Here is a 22255-nt window from a genome sequence, read left to right on the forward strand (position 1 = left end):
GGTGTTGAAGGTGGGCCTGACCGGCGGCATCGGTTCCGGTAAGAGCGCGGTGGCGGCGCGTTTCGCGCAACTCGGCGCGGTGGTCGTGGATTCGGACCGGATCGCCCGGGAGGTGGTCGCCCCGGGCAGCGCGGGGCTCGCCGAGATCGTCGCCACCTTCGGCGCGCAGGTGCTCGCCCCCGACGGTTCCCTCGACCGGCCGGGCCTCGGGGCGCTGGTCTTCGGCGACGAGACGGCGCGCCGTCGACTGGAGGCGATCACCCACCCCCGGGTGCGGGCCCGCTCCGCCGAGCTGGTCGCGGCCGCGCCGCCGGACGCGGTCGTGGTCAACGACGTACCGCTGCTGGTCGAGGTGGGGCTCGCTCCGACGTACCACCTGGTGGTGGTGGTGCAGACGGCGCCGGAGATCCGGCTGGCCCGGCTGGGCCGGGACCGGGGGATGAGCCGGGCGGAGGCCGAACGGCGGATCGCCGCGCAGGCCGACGACGCCCGCCGCCGGACCGTGGCCGACGTGGTGCTCGCCAACGACGGCACCCTCGACGAGCTGCACGCCGTGGTCGACGCGCTCTGGCACGAGCGGCTCCGGCCCTACGAGCGGAACGTGCGCGAGCAGCGGGCGGTGCACGTCCGGCAGGTCCGGTTCGTCGATCCGGACCCGACCTGGCCGCAGCAGTACGAACGGCTCGCCGCCCGGATCCGGCACGCGGCGGCTCCGGTCGAGGTGCGGATCGACCACATCGGGTCGACCGCCGTCCCCGGTCTGCCCGCGAAGGACGTCATCGACATCCAACTCGCCGTGCCCTCGCTGGCCGAGGCGGACGGCGACCTCGCCGAACGGCTCACCGCCGCCGGGTTCCCGCGCTTCCCGGGCCGCTGGTGGGACACCCCGCGTCCGGCCGGTGGTCCGCCCTGGGACAAGCGGCTGCACGGCAGCGCCGATCCGGGCCGGCGGGTCCACCTGCACGTCCGTGAGGTCGGCTCGCCGGGCTGGCGGTACGCCCTGCTGATGCGCGACCATCTGCGCGCCGACCCGGAGCAGCGGGCCGCCTACCTCGCGGCGAAGCGGGCGGCGGCGGCAGCGACCACGGACAGCGCCGGCTACGGGACGGCCAAGGAACCCTGGTTCGACGAGGAACAGGTGCGCGCCGAGGAGTGGGCCGCCCGCACCGGCTGGCGCCCCTGACCCGACCGGCCGGCGCCGTGCCGGCGGATCAGCGGGCCGACGGCCGGGGGACCGGAACCGCGGGCAGCCGGGGCACCGGTGCCTGCACCAGGTCGATCTGGGCCCACGCGCCGGCCCCGGTGCGCAGTTCCAGCCGGCGCAGCACGCCGGTCCGGTCGAGCCAGTAGCGCAGCGGCGCTCCTTCGCCGGGTACCTCGACGACGTCCACCGGACGCTTGTCGGCGCTGTCCCGGCGCAGCCAGGTGGCCCGGTGCGGGTCCGGCGCCTCCAGAGCGGCCCGCAGCGCCGCCCCGACCAGCAGGTCCAGCTCGCCCGATCCGGTCCGGACCCGCTCCCAGCGCGGTTCGCGGGGCGGTGGCAGCGGTGGCCGGGCGTCCGGGGCCTCGTCCCCGGCCGGGATCTTCGTCCGGGTCACGCCCGACCGGTCGTGGCGGGCCAGGGTCCGCTGCCGCGGGGCGTCGAGGTCGGTCGTGGCGAGGTAGGCGACCTGGCCCCGCCAGTCCAGCCAGCCGCCACCGCGCAGGTTCGCGCCGGTGCCGGTGGGGACGGCCAGCACGAGCGCGGTACCGCCCAGGGCCCGGTTCCGGCCGGGCATCCGGACCAGCCGCTCCGCCTCCGCCCGGGTCAGGTCCCGGGGTAACCCGGGGGCGCCGCCGAGGGCGGCCACCGGGTGCAGCGGTGGGCGGTGCGACCGGTCCAGGTCCAGCGTCACCGGGACGGCGTCGGGGAGCCGGGCCGTCAGCCGGTGCAGCCGGGCGTCCCGGTCCACCCAGTAGCGCCACCCGTCGGCCGAGGGCGGGCGGACGGGCGTGCCGTCGACCGGGAAGCCCGGTGGTCCCGGCGTCGTGCCGGTCGTGCGGAAGACGTCGACCGGGGTGCGGTCGACGGTGTCCCGGGCCACCCAGCGGGCGGCGTCGAACCGGGCGACCGGGTCGGGCCGGTCGGCCGACAGCGCGAAGAGCAGGTCGAGGAGGGCGGCCACCGCTGGCTGGTCCGGCAGGTCACGGATCCGCCAGTTGTCGGCCGGGGGCACCATCGGCGGAACGGCCGGGGTGAGCACGGCTGCCGGGTCGGGCCGGACCGCCACCAGGTCGGGGGTCGCCTGTACCAGGCCCCGGAGCGGCCCGGCCCCCGGGCCACCGACGTCGAGGTAGATCACCGACCGGGTCCAGTCGACCCAGCCGACCGTCTCGACGCGGTCGCCGTCCCGGCCGACGGTGGCCCGCAGCCGGGCCCGTCCGTCCCGGTAGTTGGTGACCCGGACGGCGGCCAGCCGTTCGGCCTCGGCGACGGTGAGCGCACGGGCCGGTTCCGGCGGGTCGGGCCGCCAGCTGAGCAGCCCGGCGACCAGCGCCGTGGCGGCGACGGCGGCCACCGCGCCGAGCCCGACCAGGAGGGTACGACGCCGGCGGGCCCGGCTGCCGGGGTCCGGTCCGCGGCGGGCCGCCGCGCCGCCGTCCTGGTCGCCGTGGCCGTCCGGAGCGGCGTCGCCCGGTGCGGGTGCGGGTCCGGATCCCGGGTCGGGCGATGTCTCCACGAGTGGTTGAACGGCCCCGGCCGGGCTGGGGTGACGTGCAGGGGCGCTCGCGGCGGCCGGTCGGCGCGCGTCGCGCGACCACGTCGGGGGCGCACGCCGGTCGAGCCGGGTGCCGCGACCCCTTGCGCCGTTCCGGGTCGGCCGACGAGGGCCGGGCCCCGGCCCGGTCGGCCGCCGCGAGCGGCCTACGGTGCACACCTTAGCGTGGTGAGATGTAGCCCACAATGCGAATATCGAAGCTGGTCAGGACCGCTGCCGTGGTTCGGCTCGGGGTGTCACACCGGCGGCGTACCGTGGGTGTCATGGCGCTCGACATCCCCCGTCTCGACAAGCGTTTCCAGGTCGTCAGCGACTTCCAGCCGGCCGGCGACCAGCCCGCCGCCATCGACGACCTGGAGCGGCGCGTCCGCCGGGGCGACCGGAACACGGTCCTGCTCGGCGCGACCGGCACCGGCAAGAGCGCCACCACCGCCTGGCTGGTCGAGCGGCTGCAACGACCGACCCTGGTTCTCGCCCCCAACAAGACGCTCTGCGCCCAGCTGGCCAAGGAGTTCAGCGAGCTGCTCCCGCACAACGCGGTGGAGTACTTCGTCTCCTACTACGACTACTACCAGCCCGAGGCGTACATCCCGCAGACCGACACCTACATCGAGAAGGACTCGTCGGTCAACGAGGAGGTCGAGCGGCTGCGGCACTCGGCCACCATGTCCCTGCTCACCCGGCGGGACGTGATCGTGGTGGCCACGGTCTCGGCGATCTACGGTCTGGGCACCCCGGAGGAGTACCTCGACCAGGCCGTCCGGATCACCGTGGGGCAGGAGGTCGACCGCGACCAGCTCCTGCGGCGTCTGGTCGAGATCCAGTACACCCGCAACGACATGGCCTTCCAGCGCGGCACGTTCCGGGTCCGGGGCGACACCCTGGAGATCATCCCGGCGTACGAGGAGATGGCGCTGCGGATCGAACTCTTCGGCGACGAGGTGGAGAAGCTCTACTACCTCAACCCGGTCACCGGTGACGTGGTGCGCGAGGTGCCGCACTTCCTGATCTTCCCGGCCTCGCACTACGCGGCCGGTGCGGAGCGGATGGAGCGGGCCATCGGCGACATCGAGGCGGAGCTGGCCGAGCGCCTCGCCGAGCTGGACCGGCAGGGCAAGCTGCTGGAGGCGCAGCGGCTGCGGATGCGCACCACCTACGACATCGAGATGATGCGGCAGGTGGGCTTCTGCTCCGGCATCGAGAACTACTCCATGCACATCGACGGTCGGCTGCCCGGGAGCCCGCCGCACTGCCTGCTCGACTACTTCCCCGACGACTTCCTCACCGTGGTCGACGAGTCGCACGTGACGATCCCGCAGATCGGCGGCATGTTCGAGGGCGACGCCTCCCGCAAGCGGATGCTGATCGACCACGGCTTCCGGCTGCCCAGCGCGGCCGACAACCGGCCGCTGCGGTTCGACGAGTTCCTGGAGCGGGTGGGCCAGCTGGTCTTCCTCTCCGCCACGCCCGGCCCGTGGGAGATGGAGCAGGCCCAGGGCGAGTACGTCGAGCAGGTGATCCGCCCGACCGGCCTGGTCGACCCGGAGGTCGTGGTCAAGCCCACCAAGGGGCAGATCGACGACCTGATGCACGAGATCCGGCTGCGTACCGAACGCGACGAGCGGGTGCTGGTCACCACGCTGACCAAGAAGATGGCCGAGGACCTCTCCGACTACCTGCTGGAGAACGGCATCCGGGTGCGCTACCTGCACTCCGAGGTCGACACGCTGCGCCGGGTGGAGCTGTTGCGCGAGTTGCGCAAGGGCGAGTACGACGTGCTGGTCGGCATCAACCTGCTCCGGGAGGGCCTCGACCTGCCCGAGGTGTCCCTGGTGGCGATCCTCGACGCCGACAAGGAGGGCTTCCTGCGCAGCGGCCGGTCGTTGATCCAGACCATCGGCCGGGCGGCCCGGAACGTCTCCGGGCAGGTGCACATGTACGCCGACAAGGTCACCCGTTCGATGGCGGAGGCGATCGACGAGACCAACCGGCGGCGGGCCAAGCAGATCGCGCACAACGAGGCCCTGGGGATCAGCCCTGAGCCGCTGCGCAAGAAGATCCACGACATCCTGGACGACATCTACCGCGAGGCGGAGGACACCGAGACCGACAACCGCGTCGGTGGCGCGGTGCGGCAGCTCTCCCGGGGCAAGGCCCCGGTCAAGGAGACCCGCAGCCGGATCCGGCCGACCGCCGGCCCGTCCCGCGAGGGGATGGCCCGCGCCGACCTCGCCCAGCTCATCCAGGAGCTCAACGACCAGATGCTCGCCGCCGCCCGGGAGTTGCAGTTCGAGCTGGCCGCCCGGATCCGGGACGAGGTGGCCGAGCTCAAGAAGGAGCTGCGGGGCATGAACGCGGCGGGGGTGAAGTGAGGCCCCGGTGACGGGCACGCCGGCCGCTCCCGGCGCCGGGTTCGACCGGGCCGGCTGGGCCACCCCCGCCGCCCGGTGCGGGTACTACGACCAGTCCCACCTGATCCGCGACTTCCACGAGTCCGCCGGGGCGAGGCCGACCGACCTGCTCGGCGCGGGATCACATCCGTCCGAGCCCGGCTGACCGTGGTCGGCGCAGACTGTCACTCATGCGAAACGTCTACCCGATCCTCACCTACTCCGACGTCCGGGCCGCGATCGACTGGCTCGGCCTGGCGTTCGGCACCACCGTCCACCAGGTGCACGACGCGCCCGACGGTACGGTCGCGCACGCCGAACTGCTGGTCGGTACGGGCCTGGTCATGGTCGGCCCGCAACGGCACCCCCGACCCCGACCGGCGGACGACGAGTGGTCCCTGTACGTCGCGGTCGACGACGTCGACACGCACTGCCTCCGGGCCCGCTCAGCCGGTGCGGAGATCGTCCGGGAACCGTCCGACACCGACTACGGCTCGCGGGAGTACACCGCGCGGGATCTCGCCGGCACGGTGTGGTCCTTCGGCACCTACCGGCCCTGACCGGCCGGGCCCCACCACCCGTTGTTGCTCTCTGTGAGCAAGGTATTGCCTCGGGTGGTAACGCCCCGTAGTCTCCGACGGTGGGAGGCCGGATGCCGCTGCCAACGAGTCCCGTTATCCGCCGGGCGCGCCTGGGCGCGGAGCTGCGCCAGCTCCGCCGCCGGGCGACGCTCACCCTGGAGCAGGTCTGCGAACGGCTGGGCTGGGCCTCCACCTCCAAACTGTCCCGCATCGAGCTGGGGCAGAGTCGTCCCGACCTGGCCGACGTCTTCGACCTGCTCGACGTCTACGAGGTCCCGGTGGCGCAGCGGGAGGCGCTGATCGTCATCGCCCGGGACGCCGCGACCAACCGGAGCTGGTGGAAGGCCCTCGGCGAGATGGGGGACCGGCAACGCACCTACGCCGAACTGGAGGCGGGCGCGGCCACCATCTTCGAGTACCAGCCCGCGGTGGTGCCGGGACTGCTCCAGACCCGGGCGTACGCGCGCCTACGGGTGGCCGCCGGCCGGCTCCTCGATCCGCAGATCGACGTGGAGGCGGACACCCGGGCCCGGTCGGCCCGCCAGGACGTGCTGCACCGGGCGGACGCCCCCCGGTACACCGCCGTCCTCGACGAGGCCGTGCTCAGCGGGGCGGGTGTTCCCGGTCCGGTGTGGCGGGAGCAGGTGCGGCACCTGGTGGCGACGGCCCGGCGGGCGAACGTGACGATCCGGGTCCTGCCCCCGGGTGTCCCGGTCGCCGGGAGCGTGGTGCACCCGCTGACGCCGTTCTCCTGCTACGCCTTCCCGGATCCGGCCGATCCCCGCACGGTGGTGCTGGAGGCGCTCACCACCGATCTGCGACTGACCACCGAGCCGGACGTCCGCCGCTACGAGCAGCTCGCCGGGTGGCTGCTCGACGCGGCCCGGTCCGCCGCCGACACGATCGAGCTGCTCACCCGGCACGCCGCCGAGGAGTGAGCCGGTGGCCCGGCCGGGAGCGGTCAGGCGTACCGGTGAAAACCGCCCTCCGAGTCGATGACCTGGCCGGTGAGCCAGCGAGCCTCGGGTGAGCAGAGGAAGGTGACCAGGCGCGCGGCGTCCTCCGGGGTGCCCCAGCGCCCGCCGGGGAAGCGACCGGCCACGGCGGCGTGCACCTCGGGCGGGGCGTAGCCGGTGTCGGTGGGGCCCGGGTTGACGCAGTTGACGGTGATCCCGCGAGGCATCAGCAGTGGCGCGAGCTGGACGGTCAGGTTCTCCACCGCGGCCTTGCTCACCGCGTACGCCAGTTCGCCCGGCATCGGACCGAGCCGCTGCCCGCTGGAGAAGAACAGCAACCGACCGCCGTCGCCCCCGGTGAAGGCGGCGGCGAAGGCCTCGGCCAGCAGCAGGGTGGCCCGGACGTTGACCAGCAGGTGCCGGTCGATCTCGTCCGCGTCCAGCGCCCCGAGCGGGGTGTGGGTGGAGTAGGCGTGCACCGCCACCACCGTGTCCAGCCGGCCGTACCGCCGGACCGCCTCGGCCACCAGCCCGGCCGGTGCGGCCGGGTCCAGCAGGTCGGCGGTGACGTGCCGGGCGAGCCCGCCCAGTTCGGTGAGGAGGGTCGGTACGCCCTGTGGGTCGCCGCCGTACGGTTGGGCGTCGTCGTAGCGGGGCAGGCCGGTGAGCAGGAGCCGGTGACCGGTCGCCGCGAGGGCCCGGGCGACCGCCGCGCCGATACCGATGCCCCGGCTCACCCCGGTCACCAGGGCCACCCGATCGGTCATGCCCGCCAGCCAACCACGGGCCCCGGCCGGACGCGACCCGGTTTCCCGCCGTCCCCGGTCCGCGCCGCACGTCCGGTGCCGGGACGGACCTCCCGGCGCCGGACGGCGTCGTCAGGCCGGTACGTCGACGAAGTGCTCCACCCGGGGCGGACCGGCGAAGTGCGGCCCGATCAGGGCCCGCCACCGCGCGAACCGCTCGGTGCCCCGGAACTCGCGTTCGTGGGCCTCGACGGAGTCCCACTCGACGAGCAGCACGAACCGGGACGGCGACTCGACCCCCCGGGTCATCCGCACCGAACGGCAGCCGGGGGTGCCGGCGAGAACCGGGTGACCCTGGGCGTACGCGGCGGCGAACGCGTCCTCGTGTCCGGGCAGTACGTCGATGAGAGCGACCTCAAGCACCATGTCCCGCAGCCTGCCATGCCGGTCGTCGCCGCCGGGTGGGGGTGGTACCCGGAGGGCATTCAGATAACTAGCCTCCTAGGACACCCTGCGCGACGTGCCGGCCCGCACCGTGCGCATCCCGTCGGGAGTACCCCTGGTGGGCAGCAGGAACGCGGACATCGAGGGCCGAGGGTGACGAACCGGGGACAGGCAAGGGAACGTGACGTGGTCGGCATTCGCCGTCTCGGGTGTGCGCCGGGAGGCGTGGATGGTGAACAATGACCGCCGAGGAGGGGAGTATCCCCCGCGACGCTGTCGTCAGCACGGTCGAACGTCTCCGACGGTCGACCCGGCACCGTCGGTCACCGATCCGTTCGCGGAGCGGTGGCGGGAGAGACCTCCGACAGTCACCATGGTCAGCGTCACCGGCACACCGAGCCCTGTTCTGCCCCTGTTGCACGGGGTTGCTGTGTGCCTGTCGCTGTGTGCCTGCCGGAGGATAAGCTGTGAACGTGTCCGGACTGGTCTGGGCGGTGACCCTGATCGCGCTGACCGCGATCCTGGTCTTCGACCTGTTGGTTATCGGCCGTCGCCCCCATGAGCCCAGCGTCCGCGAGTCCAGCCTCTGGGTGGGATTCTACGTCGGCCTGGCCCTGCTCTTCGGCGTCGGTCTGTGGTTCTTCGGCGGCGGCAAGGTCGCGGGCGAGTTCTACACCGGGTGGCTCACCGAGTACAGCCTCTCGGTGGACAACCTCTTCGTCTTCGTGATCATCATGGCCCGGTTCGCGGTGCCCCGGCAGTACCAGCAGAAGGTGCTGTTGATCGGCATCGTGCTGGCGCTGCTCATGCGCGGTGCCTTCATCGCGGCCGGTGCGGCGCTGATCTCGCAGTTCACCTGGGTCTTCTACATCTTCGGCGCGTTCCTCATCTACACCGCGATCAACCTGGCCCGCCAGGGTGAGCCGGACGAGGACGAGTTCACCGAGAACGTGCTGATCCGGTGGAGCCGGCGGGCGCTGCCGATCTCCCAGGGCTACGACGGCGCGAAGATGACCACGCGGATGCACGGTCGGCGACTCTTCACCCCGATGCTGATCGTCATGATCGCGATCGGCACCACCGACCTGATCTTCGCGTTGGACTCGATCCCGGCCATCTTCGGGATCACCCAGGAGCCGTACCTGGTCTTCACCGCGAACGTCTTCGCGCTGATGGGGCTCCGGCAGCTCTACTTCCTTCTCGGTGGCCTGCTCAGCCGCCTGATCTACCTGAGCACCGGCCTGGCCGTGGTGCTCGGCTTCATCGGCGTCAAGCTGGTGCTCGAGGCGCTCGCCGAGAACAAGGTGCCGTTCATCAACGGTGGCGAGCACGTCGGCTGGGCTCCGCACATCCCGATCTGGCTCTCGCTGACGGTCATCCTCGGCACCCTCGCCGTGGCGACGGTCGCCAGCCTGGTCAAGTCCTCCCGGGACCGCCGCCGCGAACTGCTCGCCGTCAAGCACTGACCGTTCCGCGCCGCTCGGGTCGTCCGCCGTCTCCGGTGGTCGCCCCGAGCGGCGCCGTCCGTGGCGCCGCGCGGTGGGAGGCGGTGGGGCGCGGTGTGGGGGCAGCCCCAGGGCGCGGGCTCAGACGCGGTGGACGCCGACCAGGGTTGCGGTGCGGTCGTCGGGGAGGCGTTCCTCCAGCACCCGGCGGCGCTGGTAGCAGGCGTGCACCATCCGGCGGTCGTCGCCGGGCCCGGGTACGGCGCTGACGATGCCGACGTGGTGGATGCCCCGGCCGGGCCGGGCGAAGAAGTACAGGTCGCCGGGGCGTTCGGTGCCGAGTTCCACCGGGGTGGTCGCACCGGCCTGCTCCCCGGCGTCGCGGGGCAGCCACGTCCCGAACCGTCGCCAGGCCAGGTGGACCAGGCCGGAGCAGTCGATCCCGGCGGGGGACGTGCCGCCCCAGACGTAGACGACGTCGCGGAGCCGCTCGGCGACCGCGAGCGCCTCGTCCGGGGCACAGGGACGGGTCGGCAGGGCGACGGTGTGCCGGTCGGGGAGCCAGAGCGGCTCGGGGTGGCCGGGGGCGTGCACCGGTCGCCAGCCGTCGACGGCGGGCCCGGTGGGGACGAGCCGGGTGCCGAGGACGACCCCGGGGATCCGGACGTCACCGTGCGGGGTGGCGTGCAGGGCGGTGGCGGTGGCGTCGACGACCAGCGGGCCGGTGGGGGCCGCCGCGGCGGCGGGGGCGGCGGTGAGCTGAGCGGCGGGCAGCCAGCCGGGGTAGCCGCGCGGGTCGAGGTCGGCGGCGGCCTGTTCGACGGCGACGACCCGTACCCAGCCGGGTGGGCCGACCTCGGTGACCAGCACCTCCTCGCCGAGCAGGAGCTGGCTCAGGACGCAGTCGCCGACCTGCTGGTCGGTGTCCATCCCGGTGATCCAGGCGACGGTGTCGACCGGGGTCCCGAGGACGGGGGTGTCGATCGGGCGGACCGCTTCGGGGCAGCTCCAGAGGGTCGCCACGGCGACCCGGACGACGGCCCGGTGGCCGGCTCGCAGTTCCACGTGCACTCCCAGGCGTCGGGGGGCGTCTGCGGTGACCCTATGAAAGATTCCAACGGTCATCAACCATGCTGCTGAATCTTTGCTTCATCGATGGCCTTCACGCCGAGGCCGGGAGCGTCCGGGAGCACCACGGTGGGGCCGTCGTACCGGATCCCACCGCGTACCGGCGACCAGGCCAGCCACCACGCGGCGTCGAGGTCGGACACGACGGTGGTGCCGTGGGCGGCGACCAGGCTGGCGGCGGCGCCGACGCCGATCTGGCTCTCCATCATCGACCCGACGAGCGTGCCCATGCCGTGCGCGGCGGCCAGGTCGAGCAGGGTACGGGCCGGACGCAGCCCGCCGGCCTTGGCGAGCTTGACGTTGACCAGGTCGGCGGCGCGTCGGCGGATCACCTCGACCAGGTCGCGCGGCCCGAAGACCGACTCGTCGGCGAGGATCGGCACGTCCACCCGGTCGCTGACCCAGGCCAGCCCGTCCAGGTCCCAGTGGGCGACGGGCTGCTCGACCAGTTCGACGTCGAGGCCGGCGTCCTCGATGCCGCGGATGATCCGGACCGCCTCACGGGGGGTCCAGCCCTGGTTGGCGTCGAGGCGGATCCGTACCCCGGGACCCACCGCCGCGCGGACCGCGCGGACCCGGTCCAGGTCGCCGGCGGCGTCGGTGCCCACCTTGAGCTTCAGCACGGTGAAGCCGTCGGCCGCGCGGTGCCGGGCGGTGGCGGCCAGGTCGACCGCGTCCCCGGCGGAGACGGTGACGTCGGTGGGCACGTGCCGGCTGGTACCGCCGAGCAGCCGCACCAGGGGTACGCCGAGCCGGCGGGCGGCGAGGTCGTGCAGGGCGGTGTCGACGGCGGCCTTGGCCGCCTCGTTGCCGGCGACGGCGCGTTGGACCTCCGCGCAGCGGGCGTTGAGGTCGTCGGCGTCGCGTCCGGCGACCAGCGGGCCGAGCATCTCGTGGACGCAGGCGCGGGAGCCGTCGATGGAGGCGCCGGTGACCTGCCAGACCTGCGGGGCCTCGCCGAACCCGGAGCGACCCTCGTCGTCGACGATCTCCACCACGAGGGTCTCGACGGTGGTGGTGCGGCGCAGCGCGGTGACGAAGGGGGTGTGTAAGGGGGCGGAAAGCCGGTGGGTGCGTACCGCGGCGATCGTCATTCCGGCACCCTATACAGACCGACGCGGGCAGGGGAGGCCGGATGAGGGTGCGGGACTGGGAACTGGTGGGCGCGCCGAACGCGCGTGACCTGGGTGGTCTGGTCGGCGCGGACGGGCGGCGGGTGCGGGCGGGGCTGCTGCTCCGTACCCCGGCGCTGGGGCGGCTGGCCGACGAGGACCTGCCGGTGCTGACGAAGCTCGCCCCGGCGTGCGTGGTCGACCTGCGGTACGCCGCCGAGATCGCGGAGGCTCCGCCGGACCGGTTGCCCGGTGAGCCGAGGGTGGTGCACCTGCCGGTGCACGACCCGGCACACCCGGTCTTCACCTACGTCTCGGCATTGCTGCTCGGGCACGACCTCCGGGCGTACGGGGGACTGGCGGAGCAGGGCACTCCGGCGGCGATGGCGGCGATCTACCGGTGGTTCGTGACGGGGGAGTCGGCGCGGCGCGGGTTCGCCACGGCGCTGCGGCTGGCCGCCGACCCGGCGAACCTGCCCCTGGTGTTCCACTGTTCGGCGGGCAAGGACCGGACGGGCTGGTTGGCGGCGGTGCTGTTGACCGTGCTGGGGGTGGACGAGGCGACGATCCGCGCCGACTACCTGTGGCACAACGAGTTGACGGTGAGCCTGCGGGAGGTGCTGCTGGAGGCGATGCGGCGGCGCCGGCCGGAGCTAGACGCGGACGCGGTGCGGCCGGTGTTGGAGGTGCGGGCGGAGTACCTGGACGCCGCCTACGACGAGGTGGCGCGGGTGCACGGGTCCTTCACGGCGTACCTGCGCGACGGCCTGGGGGTGACCGACGAGCTGGTCAGCGCTCTGCGGGCGAACCTGCTGGAGTGAGCCGGGCGACGAGGCCGGTGACGATGAGCGCCTGACCGAGGCAGTAGGTGCCCATCACCCACACCCCGTGGCCGGGCAGCTGGCCGACGTCGGCCAGGCCGGTGGCGATGATCAGGTCGGACAGGAGGAAGAGCCCGCCGCCGAGGGCGACGCGGGGGCCGTGCCCGGCGGCGGTGGTGGCCATGGTGGCCAGCGCGACGGCGTAGCCGGCGATGGGCAGGGCCAGTCCGGCGTCGGTGAGGCCGGGCCACATCCAGGCCAGCGCGGCGGTGGTGGCGACGGCGTACCCGATGGCGACGGCGACCAGCGGCGGGCGGAGCAGTTTCCGGGCGGCGCCGTGGCGGGTGAACACGGTGATGTAGCACAGGTGGGCGCCGAGGAAGAGCGCCATGCCGACGAGGAACGCGGGGGTGCTGTCGATCAGGAGGGCGATGTCCCCGCCGGTGGAGAGGGCGAGGGCGGCGAGGACCAGCCGGTCCGGTCGCCGGCCGTGGGCGGCGGCGACCCGCGAGAGGTACGCGGCGAGTGCCGGGATCAGCAGCGGTTTGGTGAGCAGCACGCCGATGCGGTGGTCGGCGGCGACGGCGACGAGGTTCGCCGCCGTCAGGACGGCGAAGACGAGCAGCGGCAGACGGTGGTGGCGCATCAGGGCTCCTGGTGGGGGTGGGGGAGCGGGGGGTGGGGCGGATCCGTCGCCGGCCTCCGGTCAGGGGGCGGGGCGCAGGTCGTGGCGGGCGGCCCAGACCCGGGCGGAGATGTCGGCGAGCAGCAGGCACGCGTCGGCGTCGGTGAGGTCGGTGGTGGCGCAGACGGCGAGCACGTACGGGGGCGCGTCCCGGGGGAGGACCACGCCGACGCCGTGCCGGACACCGGTGACCCAGCCGTTCTTGTGGGCGATCGGCACCCCGGCGGGGAGTCCGGCGGGGAGGTCCTCGCGGAACTGCTGGGCGCGGAGCACGTCGAGCATGGCGGCACAGCTGGCCGGGCCGGCGAGCGGGCCGGGGCGGGTGGCCCCGACGGCGAGCGCGCCGAACAGGGCGGCGAGGTCGGCGGCGGTGACCAGGTTGGTGATGCCGGCGTCGCGGGCGGCGGCGTCCTCGATGCCCCGCCCGGTGACGCTGTGCCGGGCCCCGACCAGGGCCCAGACCTCGGCGACGGCGGGGAAACCGACGTGGCCGAGGAGGATGTTGGTGGCGAGGTTGCTGGACCGGACGATCATGCGTTCGGCGAGCCAGCGTGGCGTGGCGGTCCGGTCGAGGCGGTCCCAGACGACGTCGTCGTTGTCGTAGTGGGGGGTGAGGGAGAACCGCGGCCGGTCGGGGTGGGTGGACGGGAAGTCGTTGTGCACCGGCACCGGCGCGTCCGGGTCGAGGGTGCCGGCCTCGGCGGCCCGGTGGAGGGCGGCGAGGACGGCGACCTTCATGGTGCTGGCCGCGTAGTGGGGGGTGTGTTCGGCGCGGGTCCAGGTGGGGGCGGCGTCGAGGCGGCCGGCGTGCACCGAGACGGTGCCGGGTACGTCGGCCAGGCGGGCGTCGAGGTCGTCCCAGGTCATGGCGGTGACCGTAGCTGATCGCCGATGGGCGCGGGGGCCGGTGCGGCCCCCGCGCCCGGTGGTTCAGCCGGCGTGCTTGCGGCGTGCGGTGGCGCGGGCACGCTGGGTCTGGTCGAGGACGACCTTGCGGATGCGTACGGCCACCGGGGTCACCTCGACGCACTCGTCCTCGCGGCAGAACTCGAGGGCCTGTTCGAGGGAGAGCTTGCGCGGCGGGATGAGCTTCTCGGTCTCGTCGGCGGTCGACGAGCGCATGTTGGTGAGCTTCTTCTCCTTGGTGATGTTGACGTCCATGTCGTCGGAGCGGGAGTTCTCTCCGACGATCATGCCCTCGTACACCTCGGTGCCCGGCTCGACGAAGAGCTGGCCGCGCTCCTGGAGGTTGGTCATCGCGAACGCGGTGACCGAGCCGGAGCGGTCGGCGACGAGGGAGCCGTTGTTGCGGGTGCGCAGCTCGCCGAACCAGGGCTCGTAGGACTCGAAGACGTGGTGCAGGATGCCGGTGCCGCGGGTCTCGGTGAGGAACTCGGTGCGGAAGCCGATCAGGCCCCGGGCGGGGACGAGCCACTCCATCCGGATCCAGCCGGTGCCGTGGTTGACCAGTTGTTCCATCCGGCCCTTGCGGGTGGCCAGGAGCTGGGTGATCGCGCCGAGGTAGTCGTCGGGCGCGTCGATGGTGAGCCGTTCGACCGGCTCGCAGGTCTTCCCGTCGATCTCCCGGGTGACCACCTGCGGCTTGCCGACGGTAAGTTCGTGGTTCTCCCGGCGCATCTGCTCGACCAGGATGGCCAGGGCGAGTTCGCCACGGCCCTGCACCTCCCACGCGTCGGGGCGCTCGGTGGGCAGCACCCGCAGCGACACGTTGCCGACGAGTTCCTTGTCGAGGCGGTCCTTGACCATCCGGGCGGTGACCTTGGCACCCTTGACCCGGCCGACCAGCGGAGAGGTGTTGGTGCCGATGGTCATGGAGATCGCCGGCTCGTCCACGGTGATCAGCGGCAGCGGGCGGGGGTCCTCGGCGTCGGCGAGGGTCTCGCCGATCATGATCTCGGGGATGCCGGCGACCGCGATGATGTCGCCCGGCCCGGCGCTGTCGGCGGACTTGCGCTCCAGGCCCTCGGTCATCAGCAGCTCGGAGATGCGGACCTTGGCGATGGTGCCGTCGGTGCGGCACCAGGAGACGGTCTGGCCCTTGCCGATGGTGCCCTGCCGGACCCGGCAGAGCGCGAGACGGCCGAGGAACGGGGAGGCGTCGAGGTTGGTGACGTGCGCCTGCAGCGGGGCGCCCTCGTCGAAGGTGGGCGGCGGGATGGTGTCGAGCAGGGTACGGAACAGCGGTTCGAGGCTGTTGCTGTCGTCGGGGACGGCACCGTCGGCCGGCTGGGTCAGCGAGGCGATGCCGTCGCGGGCGCAGGCGTAGATGATCGGGAAGTCGATCTGCTCCTCGTCGGCGTCGAGGTCGAGGAAGAGTTCGTAGGTGTCGTCCACGACGTCCTTGATCCGGGCGTCCGGACGGTCCACCTTGTTGATCACCAGGATGATGGGCAGCCGGGCCTTCAGTGCCTTGCGCAGCACGAAGCGGGTCTGCGGCAGCGGGCCCTCGCTGGCGTCGACGAGCAGGATCACCCCGTCGACCATGGTGAGTCCGCGTTCCACCTCGCCGCCGAAGTCGGCGTGGCCGGGGGTGTCGATGATGTTGATGGTGACCGGGTCGGAGCCGTCCGCCGGGAGATACCGCACGCCGGTGTTCTTGGCGAGGATGGTGATGCCCTTCTCCCGTTCCAGGTCCATCGAGTCCATCACCCGCTCGGTCGTCTCGCCGCGGGCGCCGTAGGCGCCGGCCTGCCGCAACATGGCGTCGACCAGCGTGGTCTTGCCGTGGTCGACGTGGGCGATGATGGCGACGTTGCGGAGGTCGGTGCGAAGCTGCATCCCTGCATCCTCCCGTCCGCCGGGATCGCCGGTGGCGTCGGGGTCACCCTGAGCGGCCCCGGATCTCCGGTGAAACTCCTGTCACACAGGGTGCCGGTGCTGGCATGCTGACCGACGTGTGTCGGGGGCTTGTGTGCACGATCTGGTGAACCAGCTGGAACACCTGCCGGTCGAGCTGATCTACCTGGTCGCGGCGTCGATCGTCGCGGCGGAGACGGCGCTGCTCGTCGGTCTGGTCGCGCCGGGCGAGGCGACGCTGCTGCTGGTGGGGTTCCTCTCCTTCACCGGCACCCTGCGTCTGGGCCCGGCGATGCTGATCATGATCGCTGCGGCGGTGCTCGGGGACACCCTCGCCTACCGCTCGGGCCGCCGGTACGGTCCCCGGCTGCGCGCATCCCGGTGGGGGGCCCGGGTGGGGCCGCAGCGGTGGGGGCGCGCCGACGCGATGCTGGCACGGCTGGGCGGTCGGGGGGTGTTCGCGGCGCGGTGGGTGGCGTTCGCCCGCACCCTGGTGCCCCGGTTGGCCGGGGCGGCGGGGCTGCCGTACCGCCGGTTCCTGCCGTGGAACGTCGGTGGTGTGGTCACCTGGGTGGGTGCCTCGGTGCTGGTCGGCTACCTGGCCGGCGAGTCGTACGAGACGGTCTCGGCGTACCTGGGGCGGGCCACCGGGGCGGTGCTGGTGCTGGCCGCCTGCGTGCTGGCGATCGTGCTGGCCGGGCGGTGGCTGGGTCGTAACCCGGACCCGGCGCGGGCGCTGTTCGACCGGGCGTTGGCGGTGCCGCCGCTGAGCTGGGTGACCCGCCGCTACGGCATCCTGCTGTTCCTGCTCGGCACCCGGATCGGCGCCACCTGGGCGCTGCTGCTGAACGTGACGGCGGGGTTGGCGCTGCTGTTCGGCGCCGGGCTGGCGATCGCCTGGCTGCTCGGCGCGGTGGTCCGGCACAGCGGTCTGGCCTCGGTGGACACGGCGATCGCGCAGTGGTTCGCGTCCCGTCGCACCCCGGGGGCGGTGGACGTCACCCTCACCGTGGTGTCGGCGTTCCGGGGGCCGGTGCTGATCGTGGTGGTGGCCCTGGTCGCCGGGGTGCTGGCCTGGCGGCGGCGGACCTACCGGGCCGACCTGCTCGGTCTGCTCGGGACGGTGGGGGCGTTCGTGCCGCCGGTGGTGGTGGCGGTGGTGGCCGATCTCACCGCACCGGCGGAGGCGTTGCTGTTCCCGACCCAGATCGCGGTGGTCTCGGCGGGGTTCTGCACCCTGGCCTGGCTGCTCGCGCGGGGCGCCCGCTGGCCGGTGGCGGTGGCCTGGTGGACGGGGGCGGCGGTCGGTATCGCCGGCATCGCTCTGGCCCGGCTCTACCTGGGGTTGAGTTCGGCCAGCGGGGCGGTCAGCTCGGCGCTGCTGGGGGTGCTCTGGACGGTGGTGTTCGTGGTCGCCTGGGCCACCCACGACCGCGCCCAGCGCGCCGAGGCGCTGCCCGGCCCCCGTCCACCCGAACCGGCCGAGGTGGACGGCGCCGCAGAAGCGCCATCCGGTGACGAGCACGGCGCCGTGGACGCGCCACCCGGTGACGAGCACGCCGTCGCACCGCCACCGGCCGGCGGGGACGACCCCGGGCCGCTGGCGTACGGGGCCTCCGGGCGACCTGATCCTTGCTAGGGTGCGGCCTCGACACGGGGGAGGGGTGGGGCATGCGCGTGCTCACAGGTCGGATCGGTGCGGCGGTGCTCGCCGGGGTGCTCCTGACCGCCCCGCTGGTTGGCTGCGGTGGCCAGCGGGACGCGGGCGCCGATCCGGCCGCCGGTGCCGTCGGTGCGCCGGTGGACCTGCCCCTCATGGAGTCGGCCACGCCGGCGGCGTCGCCCTCGGTGGTCGAGTCGATGGGGCGGGGCCCGTCGGCCACCCCGAGCCGCTCCGGCGCCCCGTCACCGACTCCGAAACCCACCGCGAGGCGCACCGCCGGGCCACGGGCCACGCCGAAGCCGCCGACCGAGACGAAGGTGCCGCCACCGCCGCCGAAGCCGGCCCCGAGCGGATGCCAACCGTCCTACTCGGGCACCCAGGCCAGCCGTGCCCAGGTGCGGTCGGCGCTGGCCGACGCGGCGGCGCGTACGTACTGGCCGACGTCGGCGCCGGACATCCGGATCCCGCTGAACCTGGTGAAGGCGACCGCCTGGCAGGAGAGCGGCTGGCAGTCGAACATCGTCGCGTGTGACGGCGGGATCGGGCTGATGCAGGTCATGCCGGGCACCGCGGACTGGATGAACCAGCGCTTCGGCCAGTCGTACGACGTGCGCGACCACCGGGACAACGCCTACCTGGGCGGCACGTACCTGGCCTGGCTGACCAAGTACATCGGTGACATGTACTTCGACGCCGACTACCGCCTCGACGCCGGCCTGTGCACCGCCGAGCTGACCTCCTGCCTGCTCAACGCCGTGATCGCGGCGTACAACTACGGGCACCACGCGGTCGCCCGGGAGGGTGAGCCGCTGGCCGTGCCCAACCCGGGGTACGTGCGCAACGTGCGGGCGCTGATGACCGAGTGCGTCTGCCTGGACTACTGAGATCCGGGTGAACATCCGGTGAACCCCGGGTGTCCGGAAGGTTGCCAACATCGATCGGCATGACGAGGATCACGGTGGCGGTCACGTCCGTGGCCGGCCCGGCGACGAAGGAGTCCCCTCATGTCCGACGTGAACCGGCGTGGCCTGCTGCGTGGCGCGGCCGCGGTGGCCGGCGGCGCGGTCCTCGGTGGTCCGTTCCTCGGTTTCGCGGCCCGTGACGCCGCCGGGGCGGCCGGCCGCCGTCCCCGCCCCCGGCCGACCCTCGGGGCGGTGCCCGACCTGCGCGACGGCAAGGTGCGTCTCTGGCTGCCCGACGGGTTCCGGTACCGCTCCTTCCACGACACCGAGTTCCCGGTGACCCTCGACGACGGCACCGTCCTGCCCGGTCGGCACGACGGCATGGGTGCCTTCCCGGGGCCGGGTGGCACCGTGCGGCTGGTCCGCAACCACGAGATCGCCGGCCCCGTCCCGGCCTTCGGTGACCCCGCCGAGGCGTACGACCCGATGGCACCGGGCGGCACCACCACCGTCGAGGTGACCCGGTTCGGGGAGGTCCGCCGCTCCTGGACCAGCCTGAACGGCACCATGACGAACTGCTCCGGTGGGCAGATGCCGTGGGGCAGCTGGATCACCTGCGAGGAGACGGTCAACGGCCCGGACGTCGGCCCCGACTTCACGGGCGCGCCGAACGTGTCGCTGACCAAGCGGCACGGGTTCGTCTTCGAGGTCCCCGCCGGCGGGCGCGGCGACCGGCGGCCGGTGACCGCCGCCGGCCGGTTCTGCCACGAGTCGGTGGCGTACGACCCGCGCGGTGGGCACCTCTACCTGACCGAGGACAACTTCGGCTACGCCTCCGGCTTCTACCGGTACACCCCGCCGAAGGACCCGATGCGGATCGGCCGGCTGGCCGACGGGGGCCGGTTGCAGATGCTGGCGGTGCGCGGGCGACCCAACCGGAACCTGGCCGCCGCGCAGCGGCGGCACGCGACCTACCGGGTGGAGTGGGTCGACATCGACGATCCGGCGCCGTCGTTCCCGTACACGCCGGGGCAGCCCGCGCCGACCAGCAACGACACCGCGCTGACCCACGTGGCGCGGCAGGGCTGGGCGCAGGGCGCGGCGTACTTCTCCCGGCTGGAGGGGGCGGTGTACGACGACGGGATCGTCTACTTCACCGCGACCCAGGGCGGTGGCCCGGCGGAGACCTCGGTCGGACCGGTCGGCGACGGCTACGGCAACGGGCACGGCCAGGTGTGGGCGTACGACTGCCGGACGCAGCTGCTGCGCCTGGTGTACGAGTCGCCGGGCCCGGACGTGCTGGACTTCCCGGACAACGTCACCACCAGTCCGCGCGGCACGCTGGTGGTCTGCGAGGACAACACGTCGGACAACTTCATCCGGGGGCTGACCCCGCGCGGGGAGCTGTTCGACATCGCGCTAAACCGGCTGACCAGCAGCACCGGGGCGGACCGGTCGAACGACGAGTTCGCCGGGACGACGTTCAGCCCGGACGGGCACACCCTGTTCGTCAACATCCAGGCCAGCCGGGGGATGACCTTCGCCATCTGGGGGGACTGGGCCCGGATCGGCGTCTGACACGCCACGGCGGGTGGCCGGTTCGCCGGCCACCCGCCGTGGTGGTGGCACCGGGTCAGTCCCGGGTGGTCACCGCCTCCCGCGTCGCGGGAGCGTCGGCGGGGTCGGGGCGGACCCGACCCGGCCACCAGAACCGGTCGCCGAGCAGGAAGGCCAGCGCCGGCACCAGCACCGTGCGGACCAGCAGGGTGTCGAGCAGGACACCGATGCAGACGATGATGCCGATCTGGGTGAGCAGGATCAGCGGCAGGACGCCGAGGACGGCGAAGACCGCGGCGAGCAGCACGCCGGCGCTGGTGATGACCCCGCCGGTCACCCGCAGGGCGGAGAGCATCCCGTCCCGGGTGCCGGCCCGGCGGGCGTCCTCCCGGGCCCGGGTGACCAGGAAGATGTTGTAGTCCACCCCGAGGGCGACCAGGAACACGAACGCGAGCAGCAGGACACCGCTGTCCAGTGCCGGGAAGTCGAGCACGTGGTCGAAGATCAGCCAGGCCGCGCCGAGGCTGGCGAAGAACGACGCCACCACGGTCAGCACCAGCAGCACGGGTGCGAGCAGGCCGCGTAGCAGGGCCACCAGGACCCCGAGGACCAGCAGCAGGATGATCGGCAGGATGAGCCGTAGGTCCCGGCCGTCGGCCTCGTCGGAGTCGTAGGTCGCGGCGACGGTGCCGCCGACCACCGCGCCGGTGAACTCCTCGACGCCGTCGAGGGCCGGCGGGGCGGAGTCGGGCACGGCGGCGACCGCGTCCCGCAGCGCCCGGACGGCCCGGTCGGAGGCGGCGGTGCCGGGTTCGGCCTCCAGCACCACGTCGACCTGGGCGACGGCCTGCCCGGCGTCACCGGGGCGGGCGGAGGAGACCCCCGGTACGGCCGCGGCGACCTCGGTGACCGCGCGCACCGCGGCGGGGGAGGTGAGGACGGCGACGGGCTGGGTGGAGCCGGCCGGGAAGGCCTCGGCGAGGGTCTTCGCCCCGGCGACCGCCTCCGGCTGCACCCGGAACTGCTCGGTCTCGGACAGGCCGGTGCGGATGCCGAGCCCACCGAGGGCGAGGCCGGCGAGTAGCAGGGTGGCCAGCGCCGTGACCGGCAGCGGCCGGCGCAGCACGCCCGCACCCAGCCGACCCCAGAGCCGTCCCTCGCGGGCCTCGCCGCCGACGTGCGGCACGAACGGCCAGAACAGTCCCCGGCCGAAGATCACCAGCGCGGCGGGAAGGACGAGCAGCGCGGAGAGCATGGCGAACACCACGCCGGTGGCGCAGGCCACGGCGAGCGCCCGGTTGGTCTCCTGCTCGGACAGCAGCAGGGTGAGCACCCCGAGCACCACCGTGCTGCCGCTGGCCAGGATCGGCTCGGCGGTGCGGCGCAGTGCGGCCCGCATCGCCGCGAACCGGTCCTCCTCCCGGCGCAGTTCCTCCCGGTAGCGGGCGATGAGCAGCAGGGCGTAGTTGGTGGCGGCGCCGAAGACCAGCACGCTGGCGATGCCGGTGACCGCGCCGGTCTGGAGGTTGATGCCGACCGCCGGGACGATGGTCTCGATGGCCCGCAGCGTGAGCTGTTCGGTGGCGGCCACCACGGCCAGCGGCACCAGCCACAGGAACGGGCTGCGGTAGGTGATGAACAGCAGCACCGCCACCACGCCGGCGGTGACGGCGAGCAGGGTGACGTCCGCGCCCTCGAAGACCTGGCTCAGGTCGGCGGAGAACGCGGGCGCACCGGTGACCTCCGCCCGCAGCGGGTCGGGGAGTCCGCCGAGGCTGTCCCGCAGGTCGCCGACGCGCTCGGCGACGGCCTCCTGGCCGTCGGCGGTGGACATCGGTACGAGGAGCAGGGCCACCGTGCCGTCCGGGGAGACCTGCGGTGGCGGGATCCGGCTGCCGACGGCGAACCGGCCCAGGTCGCCGGTGACCCCGGTGACCCGGTCCCGGTCCGTGCCGGTGAGCGGGCCGCCGTCGTCGCGGCTGACCACCACGATCGCCGGCTGGACGTCGCGCGACGGCAACTGCTCCTGGAGACGCTCGGCCTGCGTGGACTCCCACTCCACCGACAGTCCGGTGGCGGAGACGGGGGCGGGATTGTCGGGTCGCGGGAGGCCGAAGACGGCCCCGGCGATCGCGATCGCGGCCGCCACGGTGAGCCACGCGGCCAGTCGGCTGCGGGCGACGCGGGTGAAGACGGACATCAGGATGCCTCACGGTCTATGGAACGGGGTAGCTTCTCAGGCGTCAAGA

Annotated in this window: 18 protein-coding genes and 1 pseudogene; 10 read left to right on the forward strand and 9 right to left on the reverse strand. The window is 73.4% G+C overall.

All coding sequences use genetic code 11. The annotated features are described in order from the left end of the window. The first annotated feature begins 1 nt into the window (after window position 1). Entirely contained in the window at window positions 2-1183 is a 1182-nt protein-coding gene (coaE, locus tag AB0F58_RS11975) for a dephospho-CoA kinase (protein WP_357141665.1), read from the forward strand. Between the two features lie 28 nt (window positions 1184-1211). Here the strand turns inward: coaE and AB0F58_RS11980 are convergent, their stop codons facing one another. After that, entirely contained in the window at window positions 1212-2720 is a 1509-nt protein-coding gene (locus AB0F58_RS11980; protein WP_357141668.1) for a hypothetical protein, read from the reverse strand. 302 nt (window positions 2721-3022) lie between these two features. On the opposite strand from AB0F58_RS11980, the gene uvrB reads away from it, so the two are divergent. From uvrB to AB0F58_RS12000, 4 genes are all read left to right on the forward strand, one after another. Further along, window positions 3023-5131 (forward strand): excinuclease ABC subunit UvrB, encoded by a 2109-nt coding sequence (uvrB, locus tag AB0F58_RS11985; protein ID WP_357141670.1) that lies wholly within the window; start codon window positions 3023-3025, stop codon window positions 5129-5131. 7 nt (window positions 5132-5138) lie between these two features. After that, the gene (locus tag AB0F58_RS11990) at window positions 5139-5315 is read left to right on the forward strand and encodes a hypothetical protein (RefSeq protein ID WP_357141673.1); all 177 of its coding nucleotides are present in this window, start codon (window positions 5139-5141) and stop codon (window positions 5313-5315) included. Window positions 5316-5340: 25 nt separating this feature from the next. Further along, window positions 5341-5709, forward strand: a complete 369-nt coding sequence (locus AB0F58_RS11995; protein WP_357141675.1) for a VOC family protein — start codon at window positions 5341-5343, stop codon at window positions 5707-5709. A 92-nt stretch (window positions 5710-5801) separates the two neighbouring features. Beyond that, window positions 5802-6668, forward strand: coding sequence for a helix-turn-helix transcriptional regulator (locus AB0F58_RS12000; RefSeq protein ID WP_357141678.1), 867 nt, complete (start codon window positions 5802-5804; stop codon window positions 6666-6668). A gap of 23 nt (window positions 6669-6691) precedes the next feature. On the opposite strand, the gene AB0F58_RS12005 is transcribed toward AB0F58_RS12000, so the two are convergent. After that, window positions 6692-7453 carry an SDR family oxidoreductase gene (locus AB0F58_RS12005; protein WP_357141681.1) on the reverse strand — a complete coding sequence of 254 codons (762 nt, stop codon included), beginning with the start codon at window positions 7451-7453 and terminating at the stop codon, window positions 6692-6694. Window positions 7454-7564: 111 nt separating this feature from the next. Continuing rightward, entirely contained in the window at window positions 7565-7858 is a 294-nt protein-coding gene (locus AB0F58_RS12010; RefSeq protein WP_357141683.1) for an antibiotic biosynthesis monooxygenase family protein, read from the reverse strand. A gap of 485 nt (window positions 7859-8343) precedes the next feature. Here AB0F58_RS12010 and AB0F58_RS12015 point away from each other — a divergent pair, with 485 nt between their 5' ends. Then, complete coding sequence (locus AB0F58_RS12015) at window positions 8344-9342, forward strand: TerC family protein (protein ID WP_357141686.1); 999 nt, start codon at window positions 8344-8346, stop codon at window positions 9340-9342. Window positions 9343-9462: 120 nt separating this feature from the next. Here the strand turns inward: AB0F58_RS12015 and AB0F58_RS12020 are convergent, their stop codons facing one another. Both AB0F58_RS12020 and AB0F58_RS12025 read right to left on the reverse strand, forming a co-directional pair. Next, window positions 9463-10386, reverse strand: coding sequence for a C40 family peptidase (locus AB0F58_RS12020; protein ID WP_357141689.1), 924 nt, complete (start codon window positions 10384-10386; stop codon window positions 9463-9465). Window positions 10387-10445: 59 nt separating this feature from the next. Next, window positions 10446-11543 (reverse strand): dipeptide epimerase, encoded by a 1098-nt coding sequence (locus tag AB0F58_RS12025; protein WP_357141691.1) that lies wholly within the window; start codon window positions 11541-11543, stop codon window positions 10446-10448. Between the two features lie 41 nt (window positions 11544-11584). On the opposite strand from AB0F58_RS12025, the gene AB0F58_RS12030 reads away from it, so the two are divergent. Next, entirely contained in the window at window positions 11585-12382 is a 798-nt protein-coding gene (locus AB0F58_RS12030) for a tyrosine-protein phosphatase (RefSeq protein ID WP_357141694.1), read from the forward strand. Here the strand turns inward: AB0F58_RS12030 and AB0F58_RS12035 are convergent. From AB0F58_RS12035 to typA, 3 genes are all read right to left on the reverse strand, one after another. Next, window positions 12351-13028: a lysoplasmalogenase gene (locus AB0F58_RS12035; RefSeq protein ID WP_357141697.1), complete on the reverse strand. Its 678-nt coding sequence runs from the start codon at window positions 13026-13028 to the stop codon at window positions 12351-12353. The genes AB0F58_RS12030 and AB0F58_RS12035 overlap by 32 nt on opposite strands. 60 nt (window positions 13029-13088) lie before the next feature. Continuing rightward, window positions 13089-13934 carry a serine hydrolase gene (locus AB0F58_RS12040; protein WP_357141700.1) on the reverse strand — a complete coding sequence of 282 codons (846 nt, stop codon included), beginning with the start codon at window positions 13932-13934 and terminating at the stop codon, window positions 13089-13091. A 63-nt stretch (window positions 13935-13997) separates the two neighbouring features. Then, entirely contained in the window at window positions 13998-15866 is a 1869-nt protein-coding gene (gene typA, locus AB0F58_RS12045; RefSeq protein WP_357141702.1) for a translational GTPase TypA, read from the reverse strand. Between the two features lie 133 nt (window positions 15867-15999). Between typA and AB0F58_RS12050 the strand changes: the two are divergent. The 3 genes and pseudogenes from AB0F58_RS12050 to AB0F58_RS12060 all read left to right on the forward strand — a co-directional run. After that, window positions 16000-17340: pseudogene (locus tag AB0F58_RS12050) on the forward strand (DedA family protein); the annotation flags it as partial. Window positions 17341-17555: 215 nt separating this feature from the next. Continuing rightward, window positions 17556-18431, forward strand: coding sequence for a transglycosylase SLT domain-containing protein (locus AB0F58_RS12055; protein ID WP_357141705.1), 876 nt, complete (start codon window positions 17556-17558; stop codon window positions 18429-18431). Window positions 18432-18551: 120 nt separating this feature from the next. Next, window positions 18552-20027 carry an alkaline phosphatase PhoX gene (locus tag AB0F58_RS12060; RefSeq protein ID WP_357141708.1) on the forward strand — a complete coding sequence of 492 codons (1476 nt, stop codon included), beginning with the start codon at window positions 18552-18554 and terminating at the stop codon, window positions 20025-20027. Window positions 20028-20082: 55 nt separating this feature from the next. Here the strand turns inward: AB0F58_RS12060 and AB0F58_RS12065 are convergent, their stop codons facing one another. After that, the gene (locus AB0F58_RS12065) at window positions 20083-22206 is read right to left on the reverse strand and encodes an efflux RND transporter permease subunit (RefSeq protein ID WP_357141711.1); all 2124 of its coding nucleotides are present in this window, start codon (window positions 22204-22206) and stop codon (window positions 20083-20085) included. Between the last annotated feature and the right edge of the window lie 49 nt (window positions 22207-22255).

This window comes from Micromonospora sp. NPDC023956, from assembly GCF_040639195.1.
Lineage (GTDB): Bacteria > Actinomycetota > Actinomycetes > Mycobacteriales > Micromonosporaceae > Micromonospora.